The 14,420-nt window shown below is 69.0% G+C and carries 9 protein-coding genes; 5 read left to right on the forward strand and 4 right to left on the reverse strand.

All coding sequences use genetic code 11. The features are described from left to right. Positions 1–126 precede the first annotated feature (126 nt). Together ACWGO6_RS00100 and dxs are read left to right on the forward strand one after the other, a co-directional pair. Positions 127–2,961, forward strand: a complete 2,835-nt coding sequence (locus tag ACWGO6_RS00100) for an aconitate hydratase (RefSeq protein ID WP_452325535.1) — start codon at positions 127–129, stop codon at positions 2,959–2,961. A 169-nt stretch (positions 2,962–3,130) separates the two neighbouring features. Beyond that, positions 3,131–5,071, forward strand: coding sequence for a 1-deoxy-D-xylulose-5-phosphate synthase (dxs, locus tag ACWGO6_RS00105; RefSeq protein WP_136044015.1), 1,941 nt, complete (start codon positions 3,131–3,133; stop codon positions 5,069–5,071). Between the two features lie 41 nt (positions 5,072–5,112). On the opposite strand, the gene ACWGO6_RS00110 is transcribed toward dxs, so the two are convergent. From ACWGO6_RS00110 to ACWGO6_RS00120, 3 genes are all read right to left on the reverse strand, one after another. After that, positions 5,113–5,808 carry an SPFH domain-containing protein gene (locus ACWGO6_RS00110; protein WP_452325536.1) on the reverse strand — a complete coding sequence of 232 codons (696 nt, stop codon included), beginning with the start codon at positions 5,806–5,808 and terminating at the stop codon, positions 5,113–5,115. Between the two features lie 140 nt (positions 5,809–5,948). Further along, a complete protein-coding gene (locus ACWGO6_RS00115) occupies positions 5,949–7,400 on the reverse strand; it encodes a glycerol-3-phosphate dehydrogenase/oxidase (RefSeq protein WP_452325537.1) in 1,452 nt (483 codons plus the stop codon). Further along, entirely contained in the window at positions 7,397–7,975 is a 579-nt protein-coding gene (locus ACWGO6_RS00120) for a TetR/AcrR family transcriptional regulator (RefSeq protein WP_136044012.1), read from the reverse strand. Before ACWGO6_RS00120 ends, ACWGO6_RS00115 begins: the two co-directional genes overlap by 4 nt. 20 nt (positions 7,976–7,995) lie before the next feature. On the opposite strand from ACWGO6_RS00120, the gene ACWGO6_RS00125 reads away from it, so the two are divergent. The 3 genes from ACWGO6_RS00125 to ACWGO6_RS00135 are packed head-to-tail and all read left to right on the forward strand — an operon-like array spanning position 7,996 to position 12,149. Continuing rightward, positions 7,996–9,618: an FAD-binding oxidoreductase gene (locus tag ACWGO6_RS00125; RefSeq protein WP_452325538.1), complete on the forward strand. Its 1,623-nt coding sequence runs from the start codon at positions 7,996–7,998 to the stop codon at positions 9,616–9,618. 1 nt (position 9,619) lies between these two features. Further along, on the forward strand, positions 9,620–10,525 hold the full coding sequence (locus ACWGO6_RS00130) for a YegS/Rv2252/BmrU family lipid kinase (protein WP_136044011.1): 906 nt from the start codon (positions 9,620–9,622) through the stop codon (positions 10,523–10,525). After that, a complete protein-coding gene (locus ACWGO6_RS00135) occupies positions 10,518–12,149 on the forward strand; it encodes a GMC oxidoreductase (protein ID WP_452325539.1) in 1,632 nt (543 codons plus the stop codon). The genes ACWGO6_RS00130 and ACWGO6_RS00135 overlap by 8 nt, the downstream gene beginning before the upstream one ends. A gap of 123 nt (positions 12,150–12,272) precedes the next feature. Here the strand turns inward: ACWGO6_RS00135 and ACWGO6_RS00140 are convergent, their stop codons facing one another. Continuing rightward, positions 12,273–14,417, reverse strand: a complete 2,145-nt coding sequence (locus ACWGO6_RS00140) for a 3-hydroxyacyl-CoA dehydrogenase NAD-binding domain-containing protein (protein WP_136044059.1) — start codon at positions 14,415–14,417, stop codon at positions 12,273–12,275. Positions 14,418–14,420: the final 3 nt, after the last annotated feature.

The raw sequence follows: 14,420 nt of genomic DNA on the forward strand, positions 1-14,420 counted from the left end.
CGCAGGCTTTCGCCGGTGAGCTGCGCGGAGCAGACTGGTTAGGTCCGCCTTGCTAGCCGCAGGGGCTCGCTGGCGAGCAAGATGGAGGCGCCTGTCGCTCCCATCCGAATAGAAGGAGACGGATTCGTGTCCACGGTGAACAGCTTCGGTGCCAAGAGCACCCTGACAGTCGGCAGCACCGACTACGAGATCTTCCGCATCGACACGGTGCCCGGTTTCGAGAAGCTCCCCTTCAGTCTCAAGGTCCTCCTGGAGAACCTGCTTCGCACCGAGGACGGCGCGAATGTGACGAAGGCGCAGATCGAAGCGCTGGGTTCGTGGGATGCCGCGGCAGAGCCCAACACCGAGATCCAGTTCACGCCGGCCCGCGTGGTCATGCAGGACTTCACCGGTGTGCCCTGCATCGTCGACCTCGCCACCATGCGTGAGGCCGTCACGGCGCTGGGCGGCGATGCGAACAAGATCAACCCGCTCTCGCCCGCCGAGATGGTCATCGATCACTCCGTCATCGCCGATCTGTTCGGCTCGGAGAACGCCCTCGAGCGCAACGTCGAGATCGAGTACGAGCGCAACGGCGAGCGCTACCAGTTCCTGCGCTGGGGCCAGACGGCGTTCAGCGACTTCAAGGTCGTCCCGCCGGGAACCGGAATCGTCCACCAGGTGAACATCGAGCACCTCGCCAAGGTCATCTACGACCGCAACGTCGACGGTGTGCTGCGCGCATACCCCGACACCTGCGTCGGCACCGACTCGCACACCACCATGGTCAACGGCCTGGGAGTGCTGGGCTGGGGCGTCGGTGGAATCGAGGCCGAGGCGGCCATGCTCGGCCAGCCCGTGTCGATGCTCATCCCGCGCGTCGTCGGCTTCAAGCTCTCCGGCGAGATCCCCGCCGGCGTCACCGCGACCGACGTCGTGCTCACGATCACCGACCAGCTGCGCAAGCACGGCGTGGTCGGCAAGTTCGTCGAGTTCTACGGCGAAGGCGTCGCCTCGGTGCCGCTCGCCAACCGTGCCACCATCGGCAACATGTCGCCCGAGTTCGGCTCCACGGCCGCGATCTTCCCGATCGACGACGTGACCCTCGACTACCTGCGCCTCACCGGTCGCAGCGAAGAGGCCGTCGCCCTCGTCGAGGCGTACGCCAAGGAGCAGAAGCTCTGGCACGACGCGAGCGTCGAGCCGACCTTCAGCGAGTACCTCGAACTCGACCTCGGCACCGTCGTCCCGTCGATCGCCGGCCCGAAGCGTCCGCAGGACCGCATCCTGCTCTCCGAGGCCAAGGCCCAGTTCGAGCAGGACATCCTCGGCTACACGACCGCATCGACGTCCGACGACATCGTCGACCTCGAGTCGAAGCACTCCTTCCCGGCATCCGACCCGGGCTCGGTCCCCGGCGAAGAAGAGCCGACCACGCGGCCGGTGCACATCAACAGCGGCGCTCCGGCGAACGCCTCGAAGCCGGTGCCGGTCACGACGCCGTCGGGGGAGAAGTACATCCTCGACAACGGCGCCGTCACGCTGGCCGCCATCACCTCGTGCACCAACACGTCGAACCCGTCGGTGATGATCGCCGCCGGTCTCGTCGCACGCAAGGCGCTGGAGAAGGGGCTGAAGCAGAAGCCCTGGGTCAAGACCACGCTCGGACCGGGATCGAAGGTCGTCACGGACTACTACGAGAAGTCCGGGCTCGACAAGGACCTCGAGGGTCTTGGGTTCTACACCGTCGGCTACGGCTGCACGATCTGCATCGGCAACTCGGGTCCGCTGATCGAAGAGGTGTCGGAGGCGATCAACTCGCACGACCTCGCCGTCACGGCCGTCCTCTCGGGCAACCGCAACTTCGAGGGGCGCATCAGCCCCGACGTGAAGATGAACTACCTCGCCAGCCCGCCGCTGGTCATCGCGTACGCTCTCGCAGGGTCGATGCACTTCGACTTCGAGAACGACGCGCTCGGCAAGGGCAAGGACGGCGAAGACGTCTTCCTGAAGGACATCTGGCCCACGCCGGCCGAGGTGCAGGAACTCGTCGACTCCTCGATCTCGCGCGAGCAGTTCATCAAGCAGTACGCGACCGTGTTCGACGGCGACGAGCGCTGGCGCAGCCTCCCCACCCCGGATGACGCCATCTTCCAGTGGGACGAGGACTCCACGTACGTCCGCAAGGCTCCGTACTTCGACGGCATGACGATGGAGCTCACCCCGGTGAAGGACATCGAGGGTGCGCGTGTCATGGCGACGCTCGGCGACTCGGTCACCACCGACCACATCTCGCCCGCCGGAAACATCAAGGCCGGCACGCCTGCGGCCCAGTACCTCACGGAGCACGACGTCGACCGCAAGGACTTCAACTCCTTCGGCTCGCGTCGCGGCAACCACGAGGTCATGATCCGCGGCACGTTCGCGAACATCCGCCTGAAGAACCTCATGGTCTCTGCCGTCAACGACGGGCAGGTGGTCGAGGGTGGTTTCACGCGCGACTTCACGCAGCCCGGCGGCCCGCAGTCGTACATCTACGACGCGAGCATGAACTACCAGGAGCAGGGCACGCCCCTCGTCATCTTCGGAGGCAAGGAGTACGGCTCCGGTTCGTCGCGCGACTGGGCGGCCAAGGGCACCAGCCTGCTGGGCGTCAAGGCCGTGATCACCGAGAGCTTCGAGCGCATCCACCGTTCGAACCTGATCGGCATGGGCGTCGTCCCGCTGCAGTTCCCCGCAGGCGAGAGCTGGGAGTCGCTGGGTCTCGACGGCACCGAGATCGTCTCGATCTCCGGCCTCGAGGAGCTCAACAACGGTGTCACGCCGAAGACCGTCAAGGTCACCGCCACCCCGAGCGAGCACTCGCCCGAGGGCAAGCAGACGATCGAGTTCGACGCGGTCGTCCGCATCGACACCCCCGGTGAGGCCGACTACTACCGCAACGGCGGCATCCTGCAGTACGTGCTGCGTTCGCTGGTCTGATCGCGCAGAGGAAGGGGCTCGGGTCTTCGGATCCGGGCCCCTTCATAGTGCCGCCCCTTCGTGTCAAGGGGGGCCGCGCTCACCGGCTTCTCTCCACCGGGCGCGGTAGGATCGACGGGCGCCCGCACCCTCGTCGGGCGCTTCTGGCGAAGCCTGTGAGGAGGCGCAGATGCCCATTCTTCCGAGCATCTCAGGACCCCGTGATCTGGACGCGCTCTCGGCCGATCAACTGGACGAGCTCGCCGCAGAGATCCGCGCGTTCCTGGTCGAGAACGTCTCGCAGACCGGTGGGCACCTCGGGCCGAACCTGGGCGTCGTCGAGCTGACCATCGCTCTGCACCGGGTCTTCTCGTCTCCGGATGACCCCTTCATCTTCGACACCGGGCATCAGTCCTACGTGCACAAACTCCTGACGGGGCGGCAGGACTTCTCGGCGCTGCGCGTCCGCGGCGGACTCGCCGGCTATCCGCAGCGCGGTGAGAGCGCGCACGACGTCGTCGAGTCCTCGCACGCGTCGAGTTCGCTGAGTTGGGCTGACGGCATCTCCCGGGCGCTCACGGCGACCGGTCGCGCGGATCGGCACGTCGTGGCCGTCGTCGGCGATGGAGCGCTCACGGGCGGTATGACGTGGGAGGCACTGAACAACATCTCCGACGACAACGACCGGAATCTCGTGATCGTCGTAAACGACAACGGCCGCTCCTACGCGCCCACGATCGGCGGCATGTCGCGCTACCTGAATCGCGTGCGCACGGCAGCGGCGTACAAGGATCTCCACCAGCGCTCGGATCGTCTGTTCCGCGCGTTCGGTCCCGTGGGGCGCGCGGTGTTCCGCGGCGTGCGCGGCGGAACCCACGGTTTCCTCTCGCGATTCACCAACAACGAGGCGCTCTACTCGAACCTCGACATCAAGTACCTTGGCCCCGTCGACGGACACGATCTTCCCGCCCTGCTCGAGACGCTCGAGCTGGCGAAGTCGTACGGCGCCCCGGTCATCGTGCACACGATCACCGAGAAGGGGCGCGGATATCAGCCCGCCCGCGACGACGAGGCCGACCAGTTCCACGCGGTCGGCAAAATCGATCCGACGACGGGTGAGACGCTGTCGTCGGGCGGTCGTGGATGGACCGACGTGTTCTCGGATGCCCTCGTCGCTGTGGGGGAGCAGCGCAGCGACGTCATCGCGATGACGGCCGCGATGCTGCGACCGACAGGTCTCGCGCCGTTCGCCGAGCGATTCCCCGATCGTGTGTACGACGTGGGGATCGCCGAGCAGCATGCGGTGGCTTCCGCAGCGGGGCTGGCGTATGGCGGACTGCACCCCGTGGTCGCGCTCTATGCGACGTTCATGGGCCGAGCGTTCGATCAGGTGCTGATGGATGTCGCACTGCACCGTGCGGGCGTCACGTTCGTGCTCGACCGTGCCGGCGTGACGGGCCCGGACGGCCCCAGCCACCACGGGATGTGGGATCTCGCCATGCTGCAGATCGTCCCGCACATCCGCATCGCGGCTCCGAGGGACGGAGCACGCCTGACCGAGGCCCTGGGCGAGGCGGTCCAGGTCGCTGACGCTCCGACCGTCATCCGCTTCCCGAAGGGTGAGGTCGCGGCCGACCTCCCCGCCATCGAGCGGTTGGAGGACGGCGTCGACGTACTCGCCCGAGGGGAATCGGAGGACGTGCTGATCGTCGCCATCGGCCCGTTCGCCGAGCTGGCCCTCGACGTCGCAGACCGGCTCCGAGCGCAGGGTATCGGCGCCACCGTCATCGATCCGCGCTGGGCGATCCCGGTGCAGCCGTCGGTGATCGAGCTGGCTGCGCACCACCGTCTCGTCATCACCGTCGAGGACGGCATCCGCGTCGGCGGTATCGGCACCCGGGTGCGGCAGGTGCTGCGTGAAGCCGGCATCGACACTGCGGTGGATGAGCTGGGTCTGCCCGACGAGTTCATCGATCATGCCTCGCGGGATCAGATCCTCGCGGATGCGGGCCTCACGGCGCCGAAGATCGCCCAGGACATCGTGTCGCAGGTCCTCGGGACCAGGATCCCGAAGGCGCGGGATGCGGGCGAGACGGGCACGATCGACCTGCCCCTCCGCGAACGCCACTGATGCGCTGACGGAAACCCGACGGTCCGAACCGATGGACCGCGTCAGTTCAGTGCGTGCAGTGCGGCGACGGCCTGCGCGCCGCGATCCACGTCGCGGAGCGCCGTCGACATCAGATACCCGTCGGTCAGAGCATCGCCGGTAACCATCACGCGCACGAGTTCGACTCCGCAGGCGCGGCGGACCTCCTCGGCGCTGGCGGCGATCACGCGCGCATTGATCTCGTCGTTGTGCGGCAGCTCGGTGCCGTCGAGGCCCCTGATCACGTCTCGCAGTGCCGCCCCGACGATGTTCGAGGCGCGCTCCTTGACGTTGACGACGTCGAGCTCGAACACCCGGAGATCGCGGCCGGTCGGTATCGGTCGCCATTCGAACGACGCATGCACGCGGTGTTGATGCCCGCTCGCGCCGCCCATCTCGCGGACGGGCAGGTCGGTCGCCCGGCAGCGCACATCGACGAGTCGATACCAGTAGAACAGGGGGAAGGCGCCGTGCGAGCCGGGGTCGAGGACGACGACCTCCCCGACGGTCCCGCCGCGAGCGGTCGGCCGGCGCTGCGGACGGTTGCGGATGATGGGCTTGCCGTTGCGGGTCCGGATCGCGGCCCAGCCTTCATCGACCGTGACGACGAAGAGCTTGAGCAGCGCGGGAAGGACCAGGAGAGTGGTGAGGATCGCCGTGCCGGTCTTCAGCAGCCCCGACATCCCCTTGCCGCCCAGCATCGTGAAGAGCATGTCCATGACACCACTGTGCAGGGTGATGGCGCGCGAGGACGCCGGACGAGGGCATCGACCGGGGGATTTCATGCGCTGTTCCCCGGTCGTTCCCCTGGGCGCCGTGCCGTGGATACGGGGCGACGCGGAACGGCCCCGCAGCCGGCTCAGCCGACGTCGGCGAGGGTGCGCGCGACGACCGCCTCGACGGCCGGAAGACACCGGTTCCGATCGGCGTCGACGAGCCCGACCCTGGTACGCCGATCGAGCACGTCCTCGACGGTCAGGGCACCCTCGGCCCGGACAGCGAACTCGACCTCCGCGCGCGTCAGCCCCGTCACGACATCGAGCACCTCGCCCGTGGTGGCGACCTCCCGGTCCACGAGGCGCAGTGAGGCGGTGCGACTGGGTGCCGCCCGCAGTCCACGCACCTCCGATGCCAGATCCACGGCATCCTCGGCCATGCGACGATACGTCGTCAGCTTCCCACCGAGCACCGTCACGATACCCCCGTCGGACACTGCCACGAGGTGTCGACGCGAGACGTCGGCCGTGGCGTCCGTCCCGCTGTCGACGAGAGGGCGCAGCCCCGCGAACGCGCCGCGCACCTGATCGCGTCGCATCGGTGTCGTGATCACCCGGTTGAGGCTTCGCAGGAGGAAGTCGATCTCCGGTTCGGTCGGTTGCGCCACACGGGGGACGGCGCCCGGCGCGTCTTCGTCCGTGAGACCGACGATCACGCGCCCGTGCGCCTGCGGAAGAGCGAAGACATAGCGACTGACCGACCCCTCGTGGGGGATGGTGAGCGCCGCCGTCGGCGACCCCAGATCTGCGGCGTCGAGCACGATGTGGGTCCCCCGACTGGGACACACACGGATGGCTTCATCGAGCGATCCGGCCCATACGCCGGTGGCGTTGATCACGGAGCGGGCGGCGACCTCGAGCCGCTCTCCCGTGAGCACGTCCTCGGCGGTCGCCCCGTCGCCCCGGAGCGCGATCGCGCGGACCCTGGTGAGGATGCGCGCACCACGCGCCGCGGCGGTCCGTGCCACCGTGGCCACCAGCCGGGCGTCGTCGGCCAGCTGTCCGTCGTATGACAGCATGCCGCCCCGCAGACCGCGAGCGTCGAGGGCGGGTGCCAGTCGGGTCGCCTCCCCCGCGGACACGATCCGGGGTGCGGGCAGCACTGCCCGCGGCGTGTGCGCCCGCATCCGGAGCAGGTCGCCGAGCCCCATACCGGCGGCGCCCGCCACCCGCTGACGCAGCGTGACGTCGCGGCTGAAGGGCAGCAGCTGTCCGAGCGGTCGGATCAGGTGCGGAGCGATCGTCGTCATGAGCAGGTGCCGCTCCCGCGCGCTCTCCTTCGCGGTGGCGACGTCGCCCGTCGCGAGGTAGCGCAGTCCGCCGTGCACGAGCTTCGAGCTGAAACGACTGGTGCCGAAGGCGAGATCCTCCGCCTCGATCAGGGTCACGCTGAGGCCGCGGGAGGCGGCGTCGAGCGCCACGCCGACTCCGGTGATGCCGCCGCCGATGACGAGCACGTCCACCCGTTCGTCGGCGGCGAGGGTCAGGTCGGTCCTTCGGCGTGCGACGTTGAGCGCGGATGACGGCGTGCTCATGGGCGCAGCAGCCCATCGAGCGCGGCGCGCAGCTCCCGCTCCCACGCGGACTCGGAGATGAGGTCGGCGACCGTGCCGTGCGAGAGGACCGCGGACTGCGCGATGAGCATCACCATGACTGCGATCTCCTGTGGTTCCCCCGGCCTGACCGACCCGTCGGCCTGCGCGGAGCCGATCGCGGTCGCCAGCCACTGCAGGATCATGCGCTGACTCGATCCGACGCGCTGCAGGGTGTAGCGCGTGAACGCCTCCGGCTCGTCGTCGAGCAGTCGCGCGTACAGCGGGTCGTTGCGGAAGAGAGAGGTGAAGCGCAGCACGTCGTCGACCAGCGCCGTCCGTGTGCGCGCGTCGGCGGAGAAGGTGCTCAGGATGCCGTCGACGCGGCGGAGCAGTGCGGCGCGGACGACGTCGTCGGCGTCGCTCCAGTTGCGGTAGATCGTGGGGCGGCTGAGTTCGGAGCGGCGTGCGAGCTCGGCGATCGTGACCCCGTGGACTCCCCGACGTTCGATCAGCGTGTCCGCGGCGTCGAGGATGCGCGCCTGCGTGGTGTCCCAGAGTGGTTGACGTTCTTCCATGATGTGTCACACTGTAACGCATGGGCCAAGACGATGGCAGGGTCGATGCCGACCCGTCGATGAGGTGGAACGGCTGGGGCGACCCGGACAAGGCGAAGGATCTGCCGCTCGCGGTGCGCACGCTGCTGCCCCTGCTGCTCGGACGTGTCCGCAAGCCCGAGCCTGCGGTCGAGCTCGCCCAGGTGCGGGTGTCGCCCTCGGCGCTCGATGACGAGGACCTCGTGGCGTTCCGCGCCGCCGTTGGCCCGCAGCACGTGGACGTCACCGCGGAAGCGCGCATCCGTCATGCCGGCGGACGATCGACTCCGGACCTCCTCCGGCGCCGGCAGCGGGAGCAGGAGGTCCCGGACGCGGTGATCCGACCCGCGAGCCACGACGAGGTCCGCGCCTGCCTCGATGTCGCCGTCAGGCGTGGTGTCGCGATCATCCCCTTCGGCGGTGGAACGAGCGTCGTCGGAGCGCTGGACCCGGAGAGGGGAGACCAGCACGCGGTCGTGAGCCTCGACCTGCGCCGCCTGAGCGGGCTGATCCGCCTCGATGAGGTCAGCGGAGAAGCGGTGCTCGCGGCCGGCAGCACGGGACCGGAGGCCGAGTCGCTGCTCGCGGCTCACGGCTTCGAACTCGGTCACTATCCGCAGAGCTTCCGGTATGCGACGATCGGCGGCTTCGCGGCGGCCCGCTCCTCCGGCCAGAACTCCGCGGGCAACGGGCGCTTCGACACCATGGTGACGGGGATCCGGGTCGCGACGCCGACCGGCGACATCGACCTCGGGCGCTCACCAGGCTCCGCCGCCGGTCCGGATCTGATCCGGGTGTTCCTCGGCTCGGAGGGCATCTTCGGCGTGATCACCGAGGTGCGCGTGCGTGTGCACCCGGTCCCGCGGGAGCGCGTGTTCGAGTCGTGGTCGTTCCCGGATTTCGCCGCCGGAGCCGCGGGGCTGCGGAGCGTGGCGCAGCAGGGGTCCGGGCCCACCGTCATCCGCCTGTCCGACGAGGCGGAGACCGCCGTGAGCCTGGCGCAGGTCGGCAAGATCGGCAAGGCGCTCGCGAAGGGCGCGAGTGTCGTGACCGTGTACGAGGGCGAGGGGATCGCCGAGCGTCGAGCCCGCACCAGCGCGCTGCTGTCGGCCGCCGGCGGCACATCGGCGGGAGAGGGCGCGGCGGAGGAGTGGCTGCGGGGGCGCTTCGACGGCCCGTACCTGCGCGATTCGCTGCTGGATGCCGGAGTGTTCTGCGAGACGCTCGAGACCGCGACGACGTGGTCGAACCTGCTCGAACTGCGTGCGGCAGTCGAGTCCGCCCTCAAGGAGGGATTCGCGGAGGCGGGCGCCCGGTCGTACGTCATGTGCCACGTGTCGCACATCTACCCCACGGGTGCGTCGCTGTACTTCACCGTCCTCGCCGGCATCCGCGCCGATCCGCTCCCGGTATGGGGTCCGATCAAGTCGCGCGTGAACGACGCGATCATCGCGACCAGCGGCACCATCAGCCATCACCATGCGGTCGGACGTGACCACGCCGCCTGGCTGGAGCAGGAGATCGGCGAGACCGGCATCCGCATCCTCCGCGCGATCAAACGTGAACTAGATCCGGCGGGAATCCTCAACCCTGGCGCCGTGATCGTTCCTGAGCGGACGCGCTGACGTGGCCGAGCACATCGCCGTGCTCGCGAACCCGTTCTCCGGCAAAGGCCGGGGCGGGCGGGCGGCGGAGGCGGCCGTACGGGTTCTCCGGGAGCGCGGTGCCGAGGTGCGCGCCTACGCCGGTGGCTCCGCAGCGGACACCGCTCGGCTCGCCGTCACCGCGCTGGCGGACGAACCGCGTGTGCTGGTCATCGTGGGCGGCGACGGTACGCTCTCCGGCGTGCTCGACACGGTGTGCGCCGCCTCTGTCCCCGTTGTTCTGGTGCCCGCGGGAACGGGGAACGATCTCGCCCGTGCGCTCGGACTCCCGCGCGGTGACGCCCGGGCCGCCGCTGAGCTCGCCCTCACCGGTGTGCCGCGGTCGATCGACGTCGGCGTGGTGCGCACGGCGATGGGCAGCCGGAAGTTCCTGACCATCGCGGCGCTGGGCTTCGACGCGAAGGTCAGCGACCGTACCAACCGACTCCGCTGGCCGCATGGCGCACCTCGCTACTACCTCGCACTGCTCATCGAGCTCGTCCGACTGCGCCCGATGGACTTCGTCCTCGCCGTCGACGGAGAGGCGACCAGGAGCGCGCCGGGCACGCTGATCGCGGCCGGCAGCACCTCCAGCTATGGCGGAGGGATGCCCATCTGCGCCGGGGCCGTTCCCGACGACGGGCTCCTCGACATCGTCCATGTCGCGCCGCTGGGCCGCCTGCGTCTGCTGCGACTGTTCCCGCTGCTGCTCCGCGGCACGCATCTCGCGCGCGTTGAGGTCGCGCATCGCCGTGCACGGTCGGTCACGGTGTCTGCCCCCGGCCTCGTGGTCTACGCGGACGGCGAGCGCATCGGCGAGCACGAGTGCACCATCTCGGTGCTGCCGGGGGCGCTCACGATGATGGGGCCGAGGGAGAGCGATGACTGAGTTCGACGAGGACGTCGTGATCGTCGGGTCCGGCTTCGGAGGTTCTGTAGCGGCTCTGCGACTGGCGGAGAAGGGCTACCGTGTCCGGGTCTACGAGGCGGGGCGCCGCTTCGAGGACGACGACTTCGCGAAGAGCAACTGGAATGTCCGCCGCTACCTCTGGGCGCCGGCGCTCGGATGCCACGGTGTGCAGCGCATCCACCGACTGCCGCACGTGATGATCCTGGCGGGTGCCGGCGTGGGCGGGGGATCGCTCAACTACGCGAACACGCTGTATCAGCCGGGGGCGGCGTTCTTCGAGGACCCGCAGTGGCGGGGCATCGCGGAGTGGGAGTCCGAACTGGCACCGCACTACGCCACGGCGAAGCGGATGCTCGGCGTCGTCGAGCATTACCCGCACACGGGGCCGGTGGAACGGATCATGGCCGGCGCGGCCGACGACCTCGGCGTCGGCTCGACGTTTCGGCGCGCGCCGGTCGGAGTCTGGTTCGGGAGACCGGGGGAGCGCACGCCGGATCCGTTCTTCGGCGGCGAGGGCCCCGATCGCACCGGCTGCACGCTCTGCGGCAACTGCATGGTGGGTTGCCGGGTCGGCGCGAAGAACACGCTCATGAAGAACTACCTGGCCCTCGCGGAGCGCCGTGGGGTCGCAATCGAGCCGCTGCGCACGGTGAGCGAGGTGCGAGAGCTCGCCGGAGGCGGGTTCGCGGTGACGACGCAGCGCAGCGGAGCCTGGTTCCGGCACGCGCGGAGGACGGTGACCGCAGAGCAGGTGGTCCTGGCAGCCGGTACCTGGGGCACGCAGCAGCTGCTGCACCGGATGAAGGAGTCCGGGGCACTGCCGCAGGTCTCGGCGTCCGTCGGCCGGCTCACGCGCACCAACTCCGAGGCGTTGGACGGCGCGGTCGCCACGAGCGTCCCGGAGTCGCTCCAGCTCGCCAGCGGCGTGGCGATCACCACCTCGTTCCACATCGACGACCGCACGCACGTCGAGAACGTCCGCTACGGCCCGGGATCGAACCTCATGGGTGCGCTGGCGACCGTCCTCGTCCCCGGCGACCGACCGCTCGGGGTGCGTCTGCGCAGCCTCGTCGCGCAGGTGCTCCGCTCTCCGTCGCGGCAGTTCCGACTCGGCAGCCTCCGTCGCTGGAGCGAGCGCGGGATCATCGCGCTGGTGATGCAGACGGCGGACAACTCGCTCACCCTCTCGCTGAGCCGTCGCTTCGGTCGCCTCGTGATGACGAGTGCCCAGGGACACGGCGAGCCGAATCCCAGCTACCTGCCACAGGCTCACACGGCGGCGGCGGCGATCGCCGCGCGGGTCGAGGCCGAAGGCGGGGTGCCCGCGGCCGCACGCGGATCCTGGCCGGAGGTGTTCGGCATCCCGCTGACCGCGCACTTCCTGGGTGGCGCCGTGATCTCGGCGTCACGCGCGGACGGTGTCATCGATGCGTACCACCGGGTGTGGGGGCACCCCGGCCTGCACGTCGTCGACGGTGCGGCGGTTCCCGCGAATCCCGGCGTGAACCCCTCGCTCACGATCACCGCGCTCGCAGAGCGGGCACTGTCGTATTGGCCTCGACGCGGAGACGACGACAGCCGGCCGGCGCAGTCCGCTGGCTGAGTCTCGGCGATCCGGGTGTGTGGAGCCCATCACTCCTGGCTAGGGCATCGGCCGCGGTGGACGAGGAAGCGCCCCACCGGATCCGCAGGGAATCCGGTGGGGCGCTTCGCGTGAACTTCGTGGTCAGCGGTGCTCGACACCGCGGATCTGCGGAGTGTGGAACGAGCCACCGAACGCCCGCTCGGAGGCGCCCTCGCGATCGAGGTAGGGCGAGGCCCCACCGTCGATGAACGGCCAGCCGGCACCGAGGATCAGGCAGAGGTCGATGTCTTCGACCTCGGGCACGACGCCCTCGTCGAGCATCAGCTTGATCTCCTGTGCCAGGCCGTCCTGCACGCGCTGGAGAATGGTCGCAGCCGCTGCCGGCGTCTTGCCGACGGCGGGCTTCAGGACCTTCTCGGCCTGCTTGCTCCAGCCGACGACGCGACCGCCCTTGTCCTTCTCCACGACCGTGTCGAGTTCGGCGAGTGCGTGGAAGTTCTCGTTGGCGTAGAACCGGTCCGGGAACGCCTGCACCATGGTGTCCTGCACGTGGGCGGCGACCTTCCAGCCGACCAGGTCGATCAGCTGGAACGGGCCCATCGGCAGACCGAGCGGACCGAAGGCCTTCTCGACATCCGCGATCGGCGTGCCCTCGTAGACCGCGCGAGCGGCCTCGCCCATGACCTTGGCGAGCAGACGGTTCACGACGAAGCCGGGCGCGTCGGCGGTGAGGACCGCGTTCTTGCCCAGGTTCTTCGCGACGACGAATGCAGTCGACAGCGCGGCCTCCGAGGTGGTCGGCGTCTTCACGATCTCGATCAGCGGCATGACGGCGACCGGGTTGAAGAAGTGGAAGCCGACCAGACGCTCGGGGTGCGCGAGCTTCGAACCGATCTCCTCGACCGACAGCGACGAGGTGTTGGTCGCGAGGATCGCGTCTTCGGCGATGATCTTCTCGATCTCGCCGAATACCTGCTGCTTGACGCCGACCTCTTCGAACACGGCCTCGATCACGAAGTCGCAGTCCGCGTAGAGGCTCTTGTCGGTCGTGCCGGTGACGAGCGCACGCAGCTTGTTCGCCGAGTCGGAGTCCAGACGACCCTTGGCCTCGAGCTTGCCGATCTCCTCGTGGATGTAGGCGACGCCCTTGTCGACGCGCGCCTGGTCGAGGTCGGTGATGAGCACGGGCACCTGGAGCTTGCGCACGAAGAGCAGGGCGAACTGGCTCGCCATGAGTCCCGCACCGATGATGCCGACCTTCGTGACCTTCTTCGCGAGCTGCTTGTCGGGAGCGCCGACAGGTCGCTTGGCCCGCTTCTGCACCAGGTCGAAGGCATACATCGACGCGGCGAACTGATCGCCGGTCACGAGCTCTGCCAGCGCCTCGTCCTCACGGGCGAAGCCCTCGGCCTTGGTGCCGCTCTTCGCCTTGTCGAGCAGCTCGAGCGCGGCATACGGCGACTTCGGCACGGTGCCGATCTTCGACTCGAGCATGCCGCGCGCCATCTTGATGGCGATCGGCCACTTGGTGAGGCGCTCGATCTTGCCCGGCTCGTTCTTGCGCTCGACCTTCTTGCCGCCGAGGACCGCGTCGGCCCAGGCCAACGAGTTCTCGAGATAGTTCGCGGCGGGGAAGATCGCGTCGAAGATGCCCAGGTCGAACGCCTGCTGCGGCTTCAGCATCCGGTTCTGCTTGAGCGGATTCGAGATGACCACCTCGAGCGCGTTCTCGATGCCGATCAGGTTCGGCAGCAGGTAGGCGCCACCCCAGCCGGGGATGATGCCGAGGAAGACCTCGGGCAGCGCCACCGCGGCCGCGGAGGCATCGACCGTGCGGTAGCTGGAGTTCAGTGCGATCTCGAGACCGCCCCCCAGCGCGAGGCCGTTCACGAAGGCGAACGAAGGCACCCCGAGGTCGCTGAGCTTGCCGAGGACCTTGTGCCCCAGCTGCGCGATGAGGCGTGCGTTGTCGCGCGAGCCCACCTTGCTGATGTCAGACAGGTCGGCACCGGCCGCGAGGATGTACTGCTTGCCGGTGATGCCGACGGCCTGGATCTCGCCTGCGGCGGCACGTGCCTTCACGCCGTCGAGGGTCTCGCCCAGCTGCGTGAGTGTCGCCGGGCCCAGGGTGTTCGGGCGCGTGTGATCGCGACCGTTGTCGAGCGTGATGAGCGCGAGAACTTTGCCCGAGGCGAGTCGGATGTCGCGCACGGGCGACTGCGTGATGACCTCGCCCTCGGTGAGCGCCTGGATGGGGGAGAAGTCGATGTCGTCGTAGTTCGTCACGTT

It is taken from the genome of Microbacterium sp. NPDC055665 (assembly GCF_053618035.1).

Coding starts and splice junctions, on each gene's coding strand:
- ACWGO6_RS00135 (WP_452325539.1), top strand. CDS start 10,518: ATGACTGAGTTCGACGAGGACGTCGTGATCGTCGGGTCCGGCTTCGGA.
- ACWGO6_RS00125 (WP_452325538.1), top strand. CDS start 7,996: ATGGGCCAAGACGATGGCAGGGTCGATGCCGACCCGTCGATGAGGTGG.
- dxs (WP_136044015.1), top strand. CDS start 3,131: ATGCCCATTCTTCCGAGCATCTCAGGACCCCGTGATCTGGACGCGCTC.
- ACWGO6_RS00110 (WP_452325536.1), bottom strand. CDS start 5,808: ATGGACATGCTCTTCACGATGCTGGGCGGCAAGGGGATGTCGGGGCTG.
- ACWGO6_RS00120 (WP_136044012.1), bottom strand. CDS start 7,975: ATGGAAGAACGTCAACCACTCTGGGACACCACGCAGGCGCGCATCCTC.
- ACWGO6_RS00115 (WP_452325537.1), bottom strand. CDS start 7,400: ATGAGCACGCCGTCATCCGCGCTCAACGTCGCACGCCGAAGGACCGAC.